The 13,091-nt window shown below is 64.9% G+C and carries 11 protein-coding genes and 1 pseudogene; 10 read left to right on the top strand and 2 right to left on the bottom strand.

Annotation, left to right across the window (positions count from 1 at the left end):
- Positions 1–63: 63 nt before the first annotated feature.
- Positions 64–439: pseudogene (locus C2H86_RS26720) on the top strand (aromatic acid/H+ symport family MFS transporter); the annotation flags it as partial.
- A gap of 40 nt (positions 440–479) precedes the next feature.
- Here the strand turns inward: C2H86_RS26720 and C2H86_RS26715 are convergent.
- Together C2H86_RS26715 and C2H86_RS26710 are read right to left on the bottom strand one after the other, a co-directional pair.
- The gene (locus C2H86_RS26715; protein ID WP_159410643.1) at positions 480–1,475 is read right to left on the bottom strand and encodes an aldo/keto reductase; all 996 of its coding nucleotides are present in this window, start codon (positions 1,473–1,475) and stop codon (positions 480–482) included.
- A 99-nt stretch (positions 1,476–1,574) separates the two neighbouring features.
- The gene (locus C2H86_RS26710; protein WP_159410642.1) at positions 1,575–2,426 is read right to left on the bottom strand and encodes a LysR family transcriptional regulator; all 852 of its coding nucleotides are present in this window, start codon (positions 2,424–2,426) and stop codon (positions 1,575–1,577) included.
- A gap of 90 nt (positions 2,427–2,516) precedes the next feature.
- Between C2H86_RS26710 and C2H86_RS26705 the strand changes: the two genes are divergently transcribed.
- The 9 genes from C2H86_RS26705 to C2H86_RS26665 all read left to right on the top strand — a co-directional run bounded on the left by C2H86_RS26705 (position 2,517) and on the right by C2H86_RS26665 (position 12,908).
- On the top strand, positions 2,517–3,428 hold the full coding sequence (locus C2H86_RS26705; RefSeq protein ID WP_159413008.1) for a LysR family transcriptional regulator: 912 nt from the start codon (positions 2,517–2,519) through the stop codon (positions 3,426–3,428).
- 98 nt (positions 3,429–3,526) lie between these two features.
- On the top strand, positions 3,527–4,447 hold the full coding sequence (locus C2H86_RS26700; RefSeq protein WP_159410641.1) for a hydroxymethylglutaryl-CoA lyase: 921 nt from the start codon (positions 3,527–3,529) through the stop codon (positions 4,445–4,447).
- A complete protein-coding gene (locus C2H86_RS26695) occupies positions 4,447–5,649 on the top strand; it encodes a CaiB/BaiF CoA transferase family protein (RefSeq protein ID WP_159410640.1) in 1,203 nt (400 codons plus the stop codon). Before C2H86_RS26700 ends, C2H86_RS26695 begins: the two co-directional genes overlap by 1 nt.
- Entirely contained in the window at positions 5,650–6,174 is a 525-nt protein-coding gene (locus C2H86_RS26690; protein ID WP_159410639.1) for a gamma carbonic anhydrase family protein, read from the top strand.
- A 67-nt stretch (positions 6,175–6,241) separates the two neighbouring features.
- Complete coding sequence (locus tag C2H86_RS26685) at positions 6,242–7,558, top strand: MFS transporter (protein ID WP_159410638.1); 1,317 nt, start codon at positions 6,242–6,244, stop codon at positions 7,556–7,558.
- Between the two features lie 41 nt (positions 7,559–7,599).
- Entirely contained in the window at positions 7,600–8,883 is a 1,284-nt protein-coding gene (locus C2H86_RS26680) for an OprD family porin (protein WP_159410637.1), read from the top strand.
- 251 nt (positions 8,884–9,134) lie between these two features.
- Positions 9,135–9,869, top strand: a complete 735-nt coding sequence (locus C2H86_RS26675) for a gluconate 2-dehydrogenase subunit 3 family protein (protein ID WP_159410636.1) — start codon at positions 9,135–9,137, stop codon at positions 9,867–9,869.
- Positions 9,870–9,872: 3 nt separating this feature from the next.
- Positions 9,873–11,657: a GMC family oxidoreductase gene (locus C2H86_RS26670; protein WP_159410635.1), complete on the top strand. Its 1,785-nt coding sequence runs from the start codon at positions 9,873–9,875 to the stop codon at positions 11,655–11,657.
- 12 nt (positions 11,658–11,669) lie between these two features.
- Positions 11,670–12,908 (top strand): cytochrome c, encoded by a 1,239-nt coding sequence (locus C2H86_RS26665; protein WP_159410634.1) that lies wholly within the window; start codon positions 11,670–11,672, stop codon positions 12,906–12,908.
- Positions 12,909–13,091 lie beyond the last annotated feature (183 nt).

Here is a 13,091-nt window from a genome sequence, read left to right as displayed (position 1 = left end):
CGCGAAGAGGCCGCCACAGGCAGTACATCAACCTGGCATGTCACCGCGAAACGCACTCGGGCGCTGTGCGCCATCGCCTGGGCCGTGGGCTTTGGCCTGAACGGCGCGAGCGTGGGCATAAATGCGCTGGCGGCGGCGTTCTACCCGACAGAGGCGCGCGCCACCGGGGCCAGGTGGATGAGTGGCATCGGCCGTTTCGGTGCCATCCTCAGCGCCTTTGCCGGTGCACAGATGCTGGCGCTGGGCTGGAGTTTTGCCCAGGTATTCGCCTCGCTGCTGGTACCGGCGGGGTTGGCGGCACTGGCGGTGTTGCTGCAAGGTTGGCACGCCAATGCCAGAAGGAGTACAGATGTGCTCCGCACGGTGTAAACCTGCGCAGGCCTCTTCGCGGGACAAGCCCGCTCCTACAGGTACCGCACAACGCTCAGGCTTGTGGTGATCCTGTAGCGGGCTTGTCCCGCGAAGAGGCCGGTACAGGCTTACTTGAAGCCTGTCACTGCATGCGGCACGTAGGGCGCTTCCAGCCGGGTAATTTCCTCTTCACTCAGCTGGAACGCCAACGCCGCAATCGCATCGTCCAGCTGCGGCACTTTCGAGGCCCCGACAATCGGCGCCGACACCCCGCGCTTGCCCAGCACCCAGGCCAGTGCCACCTGCGCCATCGGCACACCCCGCTCGCTGGCAATCTGCTCGACCACATCGATCACCCGACCATCTTCCACCTCGGTCTTCTCATAGAACGACTGCCCGGAAATGTCCGTCCGGGTACGCTCGGTCTGCTGCCCATGGGGCCGGGTCAGCCGGCCGCGGGCCATCGGGCTCCATGGCATCAGGCCGACGCCTTGGTCGAGGCACAGCGGGATCATCTCTCGCTCCTCCTCGCGGTAGATCAGGTTGAGGTAGTTCTGCATCGACACGAAGCGGCTCCAGCCATTGCTGGTTGCGACCTGCTGGGCCTTGGCGAACTGCCAGGCGTACATCGAAGAAGCGCCGATGTAACGCGCCTTGCCGGCCTTGACCACATCGTGCAGGGCTTCCATGGTCTCTTCGATGGGCGTGTGGTAGTCCCAACGGTGAATCTGGTACAGGTCGACGTAATCGGTGCCCAGGCGGGTCAGGCTGGCGTCGATGTTGGCCATGATCGCCTTGCGTGACAGGCCCTGTTCGTTGGGGCGGGTACTGCCTTCCCACATGTTGGCGGGGAAGAACACCTTGGTGGCGATCACTGTCTCGTCGCGACGGGTGAATTCCTTGAGCAACTTGCCGAGGATGATTTCCGATGTGCCGGCCGAGTAGCTGTTGGCGGTGTCGAAGAAGTTGATGCCTTGCTCGACGGCGTGGCGGATGATCGGGCGGCTGTCGGCTTCGCCGAGGGTCCATGGGTGAGTGCCGGCGTCCGGCTCGCCGAAGGTCATGCAGCCCAGGCACAGTTTCGAAATGTCCAGGCCGGTGTTGCCCAGTTTGACGTATTGCATCCGCTGCTCCTCAGTGATCGGTTGTGCGACGCAGGGAAGCTTAGCGTTGATGGCTGGATGCGAAAATCCCGAATCCGTGCAGGCGCAATCCGCATAAATTCACAACCGCAGCAACGGCTTCACCTGTTGCTGCAGGAAGTCGGTGACGGCTTTGATGCGCGGCGTGTTGCGCACATCCTCATGCACGGCCAACCAGATTTCGATGCTCATGGTCTGCTCGTCCTTGCCGGCAACCTCAAGGCCATGCTCCTGCGCCATGAATGCCGGCAGGCAGGCGATACCGACCCCGCCGGCCGCCGCCTGGGCCTGGATGCGCAGGTCGTTGCTCTGCAACACGAAGGGTTGGTTGCTGGTCTGGCTGAGCAGCCACTGCTGTTGAGGCGATTTGGCCTGGGATTCGTCGTAGCCGATGTAGCGCCGTGTGCCAGTGCTGCGCAGGTAGGCGGGCGCGGCGTACAAACGGTAATCCAGATAACCCAGCAGGCTGGCGACCAGTGTCGGCTCCGTGGGCCTGGCCAGGGTGATACTGATATCGGCCTCGCGGCGGGCCAGCGAGGCCCGCGACTTGCTGCCGACCAGCTTCAGTTGCAGTTGCGGGTAGCGCTGCAGCAGCGCACCCAGGCGCCGGGCGATGATGCTGCCGAGCAGCGCGGGCGGGGCGGCCAGCACCACTTCGCCTTCCACCTGCTGCTGGCCGGCATTGGCAAAGTGCTCCAGGGCGAACGACGACTGGGTCATCTGTTCGGCGTAATCGCCAACCCGGCGGCCTTCCTCGGTCAGCGCGTAGGCCCTGGGGCGGCGGTCGACCAGCTTGAGGTTCAAGGCGGCCTCCAGCGCGGCGATGCGCCGAGCCACGGTGGCGTGATCGACACCCAGCTGCCTGGCCGCAGCCGACAGTGAGCCGGTGCTGATGAAGGCGGAGAAATGGCGCAGATCTTCCCAATCGAACATGGCGGGCCTCTGAAATAGAGGGGCCATGATACGGCCTTATGCGGCCTGGCAGGTGCTAGGATGGCTGCCATTTCCTGGCCGGGTACCGCCATGCACCCCCTCGATCACCTGTCGTTGCACCTGTTCATCGTGGTCTGCGAAGCCGGCACCATTGCCCGTGCCAGCGAGCGGGCGTTCATGGCGCCGTCGGCGGTCAGCAAGCGGATTTCGGATATCGAAGCGCGCTTTGGCACGGCGCTGCTCAAGCGCAGCAAGCGCGGCGTCGAGCCGACCCCGGCGGGCCTTGCGCTGCTGCGCCATGCACGCGGCCTGACCCGGGCCATGGAGCGCCTGGACAGTGAATTGAGCGAGTACGCCGAAGGCGCGCGCGGGCATGTGCGAGTGCTGGCCAACGTGTCGTCGATCATGGAGTTCCTGCCTGAAGAGCTGTCGGCGTTCATGCTCGACAACCCGCTGATCCAGGCCGATATCGAGGAGCGTTTCAGCCCGGACGTGGTACGCGGGGTGGCGGAGGGCAGTGCCGACCTGGGTATCTGCCGCCAATCCATGGCCGTTGGCGACCTGGAGTTCGTGCCGTACCGGCAGGATCACCTGGCCGTGGTGGTCGGCGCCGATCACCCGTTGGCCGGGCGTGGCAGCATCGCCTTCGAGGAGACGCTGGATTACGAGCACCTGGGCCTGTCGGCCTTCGCCACGCTCAATACCTTCATGCGCAACAGCGCCGAGGCGGCAGGCAAGGAGCTGCGTTTTCGCTCCTACGTGTCGTCGTTCGACGCCGCCTATCGCCTGGTGCAGTTCGGCCTGGGCCTGGCGGTTTTCCCGCAGGAGGCGGTGGCGCGCTATGCGCAGCTGTTCGACCTGCGGGTGATCCCGCTGACCGATGACTGGGCACTGGGCGAGTTCGTCATCTGCATGCGCGACCGCCATGCCTTGAGCCTGTCTGCGCGCCGCCTGCTCGACCATTTGCTGTTGCGCGCGCCGGCCTGGCAAACCCGGGATTGATCCATCGCGGCTGACGATGGATCAGCCCGTGAAACACGTCTTTTCTGCCTGTCGCGCTGCTCTTAGTCTGGCCCCACGCTTCAGACAGAGAGACCGTGATGACAACAATAACCATCAATGAAGTCGGCATGCGCGATGGGCTGCAAAGCCTGCACACGGTAATGCCGACCGCCGCCAAGCTGCGCTGGATCGACAGCGCCTATGCAGCCGGCGTGCGCCATATGGAAGTCGCCTCGTTCGTGCCGGCCCGGCTGCTGCCGCAGATGGCCGATGCCAAACAGGTGGTGGCCCATGCCCTGACGTATCCCGACCTGCTGGTGACGGTGCTGGCACCCAATCTGCGCGGTGCGCAGGATGCACTGGAGTCCGGCGCCCAACGGATTGTCGCGCCGGTATCGGTCAGCACGGCCCACAGCCTGGCCAACGTGCGCCGCACGCCACAGCAGATGGTCGAGGAGCTGGGGCGCATGTGCCAGCTGCGCAGCGAGCTGGGGAGGCATGAGGTGCAAATGATCGCCGGCATGTCGGTGGCCTTTGGCTGTACCCGCCAGGGTGAGGTGCCACTGGGCGACCTGTGCGAGTTGACCCGACAGGTGATCGAGGCGGGCTGCGACCTGGTCTCGCTGGGCGACACCACGGGTTACGCCAACCCCGGCCAGGTGGCGACGGTGATCCAGGCCGTGCGCGCGATTGCCGGCGAGCGCCTGCGTGCCGCGCACTTCCACGACACCCGTGGCCTGGCCCTGGCCAACAGCCTGGTGGCGGTGCAGCAGGGCATCCGCGAGCTGGACGCCTCGATCGCCGGCCTTGGCGGTTGCCCGTTCGCACCGGGTGCGTCGGGCAACACCGTGACCGAGGACCTGGTGTTCATGCTGCAGAGCATGGGCTTCGACACCGGCATCGACCTGCCAGCGCTGATCGCCTCGCGCCAGCTGCTGCGCGAAGCGCTGCCGGATGAGCCACTTTACGGCGCCATCGCCCGCGCCGGCCTGCCACTCAACTACCCAGGAAACGCGTAATGTCCAGACTCCCTTTGGACGGCATTCGTGTCGTCGAGATTTCGCACATGGTCATGGGCCCCACCTGCGGCATGATCCTGGGCGACCTGGGTGCCGAAGTGATCAAGATCGAGCCCACCCGCGGTGACGGCACACGCCGGTTGCTCGGGGCAGGGGCGGGGTTCTTCCGCACCTTCAACCGCAACAAGCAGTGCATCGCCGTCGACCTCGACACGCCCCAGGGCCGTGAGGCAGTGCTGGCGCTGATCGACAGTGCTGACGTGTTCATCGAGAACTTCAAGCCTGGGCGCATGCACACGCTGGGCTTCGACTACGCCACGCTGCGCCAGCGCAACCCCAGGCTGATCTATGCCTCCCACAAAGGCTTCCTCAGCGGCCCATACGACAACCGCCTGGCGCTGGACGAAGTGGTGCAGATGATGGCCGGCCTGGCCTACATGACCGGGCCGGTGGGCCGCCCCCTGCGCGCTGGCAGTTCGGTGAACGACATCATGGGCGGCATGTTCGGCGCCATTGGCGTGCTGGCCGCGCTCAACGAGCGCCACACCACGGGTGTCGGCCGCGAAGTGCAGAGCGCGTTGTACGAGAACTGCGTGCTGCTCGCGGCCCAGCACATGCAGCAGTACGTGGTGACCGGCCAGGCAGCGGCGCCGATGCCCAACCGCATCAGCGCCTGGGCCATCTATGACGTGTTCACCTTCGCCGGCGGCGAGCAGATGTTCGTCGCTGCCACGGGTGAAGGCCAGTGGCAGGCCCTGTGCCAGCTGTTGGGCCAGACGGCCTTGCTCGATGACCCGACGTTGGCGACCAACAATGACCGGGTAGTGCAGCGGCCGCGGCTGCTGGCGCACCTGGCCGAAGTGTTCGCCAACCTCGATGCCCGGCAATTGGCGGTGGAACTGGAGGCCAACGGCATTCCTTTCGCGCCGATTCGCCGCCCGGAAGAGCTGTTCGACGACCCACACCTGACCCAGAGTGGCGGCATGGCGGACCTGCAACTGGAAGACGGCAGCAGTACGCCGATGCCCTTGCTGCCGCTGTCGCTGGACGGCCAGCGCCTGCAGCCGCGCCTGCCGATCCCACGGATTGGCGAACACACGCACAAGGTCATGCGCGAGCTGGGCTACAGCGACGAACACATTGCCGAGCTGTGCGCGGCGGGTGTGCTGAAAACCGACGACCAGGCCCAGGGAGCGCACTGAATGGCGATCTATCGATACGACACGCTGACTCCGACCCTTCACCCGGAAACCTTCGTTGCCGAGGACGCCACGGTGATTGGCGACGTCACCCTGGAGCAAGGCGCAAGCGTGTGGCCGCAGGCGGTGCTGCGCGGTGACAACGAGCCGATCCGCATCGGCCAGCACAGCAATGTGCAGGAAGGGGCGGTGCTGCATGCCGACCCAGGCTTTGCCCTGACCGTGGGCCGCAACGTCACCATCGGCCACCAGGCCATGCTGCACGGCTGCAGCATCGGCGATGGCGCGCTGGTCGGGATCCAGGCCGTGGTGCTCAATGGCGCGGTGATCGGCCGCAACTGCCTGGTCGGTGCCGGCGCCATCGTCACCGAGGGCAAGGTGTTCCCCGACAACTCGCTGATCCTCGGCGCGCCGGCCAAGGTGGTGCGAGAACTGAGCCCCGAAGCCATCGCCGGCATGCACGCCAATGCCGCCGAGTATGTGCGCAAGGGCCGGGCCTTCAAGGACAAGCTCGTGCGCATTGGCTGACCCGTTGCACACGGTGCCCACAACGGGCGCCGTCGCTCTCCAATAACTACAAGAATGGAGATCCACCATGGTTGCCTTGACCGGCGAAGTGGCGCGCGAGCGCGCCGACAGCCACATCGATGAACTGCTGCTGTACCGTCGCGTGGCCTGGCGCATCATGCCGCTGGCCATCATCTGCTTCCTGTTTTCCTACTTCGACCGCATCAACATCAGCTTTGCCAAGACCCAGATGCAGGCTGAGTTGGGCCTGAGCGACGCGGCCTATGGCCTGGCCGCGAGCATGTTCTTCATCGGTTACGTGCTGTTCGAAGTGCCGAGCAGCCTGGGCCTCAAGCGCTACGGGGCGCCGGCCTGGATCTGCCGGATCATGGTGTCCTGGGGGCTGGCCACGGCGGCACTGGTGTTTGCCTACACCCAGTACACGCTGTATTTCCTGCGCTTCCTGATCGGGGTGATGGAGGCCGGTTTCGGCCCGGCGATCCTGTTCTACCTGGCCTGTTGGTTCCCCCGCAAGCACCTGGCTAAGATGAATGGCCTGTGGTTCCTCGCCGTGCCCCTGGCCGGCGCGGTGGGCGGGCCGGCAGCGGGCTTCCTGCTGGGGACAATGGACGGCGTGCTGGGCCTGGCAGGGTGGCACTGGCTGTTCCTGATGTCGGGGTTGCCGTGCGTGCTGCTGGGCGTGCTGGTGCTGTGGAAGCTGGACCGCGATATCGAGTCGGCCCGCTGGCTGAGCCGCCAGGAAAAAGACCTGCTGGCGGAGAACCTGGCCCGGGACCTGCGCGTGCAGAAGCCGGTGCTGGGGTCGATCTGGCGGGTGCTGCTGACCCGTGAAGTGGCGATCATGGCGTTCATCTACTACGTGGTGAAAACCGCTTCCTACGGCCTGAACTTCTGGATGCCGCACCTGATCAAGTCGTCCGGCGTGCAGGACATGCTCTGGGTCGGCGTGTTGTCGGCACTGCCCTATGCGGTGGCCTGCATCGGCATGGTGCTGCTGACCCGGCGCTCCGACCGCACCGGCGAGCGCAAGCGTTATCTGGTGTATTGCCTGCTGGCGTCGGCGCTGGGTTACCTGCTGGCCTGCCTGTACGCGGACTCGTCCTGGGCGATGATGGCAGCGCTGGTGCTGGCCACGGCGGGCACCTTCATCGCCATCCCGATCTTCTGGACCATCCCGCAATCGACCTTCTCGGGCCTGGCCATCGCCACCGGCACGGCGGCAATCAACTCGGTCGGCCAGCTAAGCGGCATCGTCGCACCGGTGATGGTCGGCAAGATCAACGACCTTACTGGCAGCAGCTACATGGGCATGCTGTCGATTGCCCCGCTGATCCTGATCGCCTGCCTGGTGGTGATGCGCTACGTCAGAAATCCCAAAGCCTGAGCTGTAACGCTTTCCAACAAGAACAAAAACAAGGCGTAACCATGAACATTTCCCTCTCCCGGCGGGCATCGCTGATGCTCGCGGCGCTTGGCTGCGCGTGCCAGGCGGCCCAGGCAAGCTTTGTCGACGATGGCAAGGGCAGCCTGGAACTGCGCAACTTCTACTTCGACCGCGATTTTCATGGCGATACCGCCAGCCAGTCGCGGCGCGGCGAATGGGCCCAGGGCTTCATGCTCAAGTGGCAGTCCGGCTATACCGACGGGGTTGTCGGCCTTGGCCTGGATGCGGCGGGCATGCTGGGCATCAAGCTCGACTCTTCGCCCGACCGCAGCGGCACCGGGCTGTTGCCGCGAGGCAGTGACAAGCGCGCAGCGGACGATTATGGCAAGGCGGTTGCCACGTTCAAGGCGAAGCTGTCGCGGACCGAGTTGCAGGTCGGCGGGCTGAGCCCGCAGTTGCCGCTGCTGGCATCGAACTACAGCCGCCTGTTCCCTCAGTGGTTCAACGGAGCGCAGCTGGTCAGCAAGGACCTGGATGACTTCACCTTCACCTTGCTGCAGGTGGATGCAACCAAGCTGCGCGATTCCACCGATTTCGAAGACCTGACGGCGATGGCGCAACAGGGTGCCTACTCAGCGACGGTGAGCAGTGACCGGTTGTATTACGCCGGGGTCGATTACCAGCCGCTGAAGAACCTGACCGTGAGCCTGCACACCAGTGAGCTGGAAGACCTGTTTCGCCGTGATTTCGCGGGTTTCAAGTACCGCGTCGCCGCAGGGCTGGGTGAGGCGTTCACCGAGTGGCGCTGGTTCAACGCCAGGGAACAGGGCAGGGCGTTGCTGGGCGAGGTGGACAACCGCACCTTGAGCACCAACTTTGGCTACAGCCTGCACGGTCATACCTTCAGTGGTGGCTACCAGAAGGTCAGCGGCGATACCGCCTATGCCTATGTGGGCGGCACCGATACCTATCTGTTCAGCGAGCAGCAGGTCAGTACCTTTGCATTGGCCAACGAGCGTGCCTGGATGCTGCGCTATGACTACAACTTTGCCGCTTTGGGCATCCCTGGGTTGACGTTCAACGTGCGCTACGTGAAAGGTGACCAGGTCGACCCGCAGCGCATCGCCACGAGCAAGGGCAGGGCGCTTGAGGCAAGGGGCGGTGAGGGCGAGGAATGGGAGCGGACCACGGACATCACCTATGTGGTGCAGTCGGGGCCGTTCAGGAACGTGTCGCTACGCTGGCGCAATGCGAGCATGCGCTCGAATTTTGCCGATGCGGCGGACGAGAACCGGGTGATTGTGGGCTACAACCTCGATTTTTAACGCGCTGCAGGTCTCCAGTGGGAGCGGGCTTGCCCGCGAAGAAGGCAACTCGGTGTATGGCACCGGCTTTGCCGGTGTTCGCGGGGCAAGCCCGCTCCTACAAGGGAGGTGTGTCAAGGCTCAGGATGTCGCAGGCTTTGAAACCGGTTTCAAAAGATTTCCAAACCAGCTAGATTACGCGGCTTTGCCGGCCCTGACCGGACACCAGATGGCGCAACCCAAGGCCGCCCCAATGCTGATGAGGACCCGAAATGCCTGAGCATGCCCCCGACAACCCGCGCCGGGACTTCCTGCGCAAGACCTTGACCCTGATCCCGGTGGTCACCGTGGCCAGCACCGGCCTGGGTGCCAGCCAGCTGCTGGCCGAGCCCGTGCGCGAACCCAAGGTGCCGGCCACACCCCCTGCGGGCAACTATCAGCCAACCTTCTTCACCGCCGAAGAATGGGCCTTCGTGCAAGCGGCCGTGTCGCGCATCATCCCCGCCGACGAACTCGGCCCCGGTGCGCTGGAGGCGGGCGCCGCCGAGTTCATCGACCGCCAGATGAACACCCCTTACGCCACTGGCGCCCAGTGGTACATGCAAGGCCCGTTCAAGGCCGATGCCGCCGCGGAGCTCGGCTACCAGCTGCAACTCAGCCCGCAACAGATCTACCGCCTGGGCATCGCTGCCACGGAGGCGTGGATCAAGAACGCCAGCGGTAAAACCTTTGCCGAGCAAGATAGCGCTACCCGAGACAAGATTCTCGGCAAGATCGAAGCCGGTGAGATCGTTTTCGAGCAGTTGCCGGCCAAGCTGTTCTTCAGCCTGCTGGTGCAGAACACCCGCGAAGGCTTCTTCTGCGACCCGATTCACGGCGGCAACAAAGGCATGGTCGGCTGGACGCAGATCGGCTTCCCGGGTGCCCGGGCAGATTTCATGGACTGGGTCGAGCGCAACGAGCCTTACCCGTTCCCGGCAGTTTCGATTCGCGGTGAGAGGGCGTAAAGCATGGCCAATGCAATGAAGAAGGCTGACGTGGTGATCGTCGGTTTCGGCTGGGCCGGCGCGATCATGGCCAAGGAGCTCACCGAAGCCGGCCTGCAGGTGGTGGCGCTGGAGCGCGGGCCGATGCAGGACACTTACCCGGATGGCAGCTATCCGCAGGTGATCGACGAACTGACCTACAGCGTGCGCAAGAAGCTATTCGTCGATGTGTCGAAAGAGACCGTCACCATCCGCCACAGCGTGAACGATGTCGCGCTGCCTAACCGCCAGCTCGGCGCCTTCCTGCCGGGCAAGGGCGTCGGCGGCGCAGGGCTGCACTGGTCAGGCGTGCACTTTCGGGTCGACCCGATGGAGCTGCGCATGCGTAGCCACTACGAGGAACGCTACGGCAAGCGCTTCATCCCCGAAGACATGACTATTCAGGACTTCGGCGTCAGCTACGAGGAACTCGAGCCGCATTTCGACTTTGCCGAGAAGGTCTTCGGCACCTCCGGCCAGGCCTGGACGGTAAACGGCAAGCGGGTTGGCGAAGGGAAGGGCGGCAACCCCTACGCGCCTGACCGCTCCAACCCGTTCCCGCTGGAATCGCAGAAGAACGTGGTCTCGGCCAAGCTGTTCGAAAAGGCCGCGGCCAGCCTCGGCTACAAGCCTTACAACCTGCCGTCGGCCAACACCTCCGGGCCGTACACCAACCCGTACGGCGCGCAGATGGGGCCGTGCAACTTCTGCGGCTTCTGCAGCGGCTACGTCTGCTACATGTACTCCAAGGCCTCGCCGAACGTGAACATCCTGCCGGCGTTGCGCCAGGTGCCGAACTTCGAGCTGCGCGCCAACGCCCATGTGCTGCGGGTGAACCTGGACGACAGCAAGCGCAAGGCCACCGGCGTGACCTACATCGACGCCCAGGGCCGCGAAGTGGAACAGCCGGCGGACATCGTCATCCTCGCCGCGTTCCAGTTCAACAACGTGCGCCTGATGCTGCTGTCCGGCATCGGCAAGCCTTATGACCCGGTCAAGAACGAAGGCGTGGTCGGGCGCAACTTCGCCTACCAGAACATGGGTACGGTCAAGGCGTTCTTCGACAAGGACACCTACACCAACAACTTCATCGGTGCCGGCGGCAACGGCGTGGCCATCGACGATTTCAACGCCGACAACTTCGACCACGGCCCCCACGGTTTCGTCGGCGGCTCGCCGATGTGGGTCAACCAGGCCGGCAGCCGGCCGATCGCCGGGGTCGCCAACCCGCCCGGCACACCGGCCTGGGGCAGCGCCTGGAAGAAGGCCACCGCCGACTACTACACCCATCAGGTGTCGATGGACGCCCACGGCGCGCACCAGTCGTACCGCGGCAACTACCTCGACCTCGACCCGACCTACCGCGATGCCTACGGCCAGCCGCTGCTGCGCATGACCTTCGACTGGCAGGAAAACGACATCAGGATGAACCAGTTCATGGTCGACAAGCTGAGCAAGATCGCCCAGGCGATGAACCCCAAGTCCATCGCCATCCTCGGCAAGAAGGTCAAGGAACACTTCAATACCGCCAGCTACCAGACCACCCACCTCAACGGTGGCGCGATCATGGGCAGCGACCCCAAGACCAGCGCGCTGAACCGCTACCTGCAGAGCTGGGACGTGCACAACGTGTTCGTTCCCGGTGCTTCGGCATTCCCCCAGGGCCTGGGCTACAACCCCACCGGCCTGGTGGCGGCGCTGACCTATTGGTCGGCCCGGGCGATCCGCGAGCAGTACCTGAAGAACCCCGGCCCGCTGGTCCAGGCTTGAGGAGCGATGAACATGAAGAACCTGTTGATCGCAACCTTGCTGCTGGGCGCCACGGCGGCGGCCCAGGCCGATGATGCCCTGGTGAAGAAGGGCGAATACCTGGCCCGCGCGGGTGACTGCGTGGCCTGCCATACCGCCAAGGGCGGCAAGCCCTTTGCCGGCGGGCTGCCGATGGAAACCCCGATCGGTACGGTGTACTCCACCAACATCACCCCGCACGCCAGCGGCATCGGCCAGTACAGCTTCGCCGACTTCGACCAGGCGGTGCGCAAAGGCATCGCCCGGGATGGCAGCACCTTGTACCCGGCGATGCCATACCCGTCCTACGCGCGGGTCAGCGACGACGACATGCAGGCGTTGTATGCGTACTTCATGCAAGGCGTCGAGCCGGTCGCCCAGCCCAACAAACCGACCGATATCCCGTGGCCGTTGAGCATGCGCTGGCCACTGTCGATCTGGCGCGGGCTGTTCGCCCCCGAAGTGCAGGCCTGGCAGGCACCCGCCGGTGCAGACCCGGTGGTCAGCCGTGGCGCCTACCTGGTCGAGGGCCTGGGGCATTGTGGCGCCTGCCACACCCCGCGTGCCCTGACCATGCAGGAAAAGGCCCTGAGCCCGGCCGATGGCGAGCAGTTCCTGGCCGGCAGTGCGCCGCTCGAAGGCTGGATCGCCAAGAACCTGCGCGGCGACCACAAGGACGGCCTGGGCAGCTGGAGCGAAGAGCAGCTGGTGCAGTTCCTCAAGACCGGCCGCAGTGACCGTAGCGCGGTGTTCGGTGGCATGAGCGATGTGGTCGAGCACAGCCTGCAGCACCTGAGCGATGCCGACCTGACCGCCATCGCCCGCTACCTGAAGACCTTGCCGCCGAGCGACCCGAACGATCAGCCGCACGTGTATGACAAGCAAGTGGCCGATGCCTTGTGGCAGGGCAACGACAGCAAGCCGGGGGCGTCGGTGTACATCGACAACTGCGCGGCCTGCCACCGTACCGATGGCCACGGCTATACCCGGGTGTTCCCGGCGCTGGCGGGCAACCCGGTGGTGCAGACGGCGGATGCCAGCTCGCTGATCCATGTGGTGCTGGCGGGCGGGACCGTGCCGGCGACGCACACGGCGCCGTCGAACTTCACCATGCCGGCGTTCGGCTGGCGCCTGAGTGACCAGGAAGTGGCGGATGTAGTCAATTTCATTCGCAGCAGCTGGGGTAACCAGGGCAGCGCGGTCAGCGCCGCGGAGGTGAAACACCTCCGTTAGGGCTGACACTTCACCCTGTGGGAGCGGCCTCGTGTCGCGAAAGGGCTGCAAAGCAGCCCCAGGATCTCGGCGACAAAGCAGAGATTGCCGGGGCCGCTATGCGGCCCTTTCGCGACACAAGGCGGCTCCCACAGGTTGACGAGCGCTTGAAGTTCTGCTGTATTGAAACCGGTTTCATTCGCC

It is taken from the genome of Pseudomonas putida, from assembly GCF_009883635.2.
Taxonomy (GTDB): Bacteria; Pseudomonadota; Gammaproteobacteria; order Pseudomonadales; family Pseudomonadaceae; genus Aquipseudomonas; species Aquipseudomonas putida_W.
The sequence above is the reverse complement of the archived record's forward strand: the minus strand, read 5'-3'. Positions and strand labels throughout refer to the sequence as shown.

Excerpts from the sequence above, each read along its gene's own strand:
- C2H86_RS26695 (WP_159410640.1), top strand. The coding sequence starts at position 4,447 with ATGTCCAGACTCCCTTTGGACGGCATTCGTGTCGTCGAGATTTCGCAC.
- C2H86_RS26685 (WP_159410638.1), top strand. The coding sequence starts at position 6,242 with ATGGTTGCCTTGACCGGCGAAGTGGCGCGCGAGCGCGCCGACAGCCAC.
- C2H86_RS26710 (WP_159410642.1), bottom strand. The coding sequence starts at position 2,426 with ATGTTCGATTGGGAAGATCTGCGCCATTTCTCCGCCTTCATCAGCACC.
- C2H86_RS26665 (WP_159410634.1), top strand. The coding sequence starts at position 11,670 with ATGAAGAACCTGTTGATCGCAACCTTGCTGCTGGGCGCCACGGCGGCG.
- C2H86_RS26700 (WP_159410641.1), top strand. The coding sequence starts at position 3,527 with ATGACAACAATAACCATCAATGAAGTCGGCATGCGCGATGGGCTGCAA.
- C2H86_RS26715 (WP_159410643.1), bottom strand. The coding sequence starts at position 1,475 with ATGCAATACGTCAAACTGGGCAACACCGGCCTGGACATTTCGAAACTG.
- C2H86_RS26690 (WP_159410639.1), top strand. The coding sequence starts at position 5,650 with ATGGCGATCTATCGATACGACACGCTGACTCCGACCCTTCACCCGGAA.
- C2H86_RS26675 (WP_159410636.1), top strand. The coding sequence starts at position 9,135 with ATGCCTGAGCATGCCCCCGACAACCCGCGCCGGGACTTCCTGCGCAAG.
- C2H86_RS26705 (WP_159413008.1), top strand. The coding sequence starts at position 2,517 with ATGCACCCCCTCGATCACCTGTCGTTGCACCTGTTCATCGTGGTCTGC.
- C2H86_RS26670 (WP_159410635.1), top strand. The coding sequence starts at position 9,873 with ATGGCCAATGCAATGAAGAAGGCTGACGTGGTGATCGTCGGTTTCGGC.
- C2H86_RS26680 (WP_159410637.1), top strand. The coding sequence starts at position 7,600 with ATGAACATTTCCCTCTCCCGGCGGGCATCGCTGATGCTCGCGGCGCTT.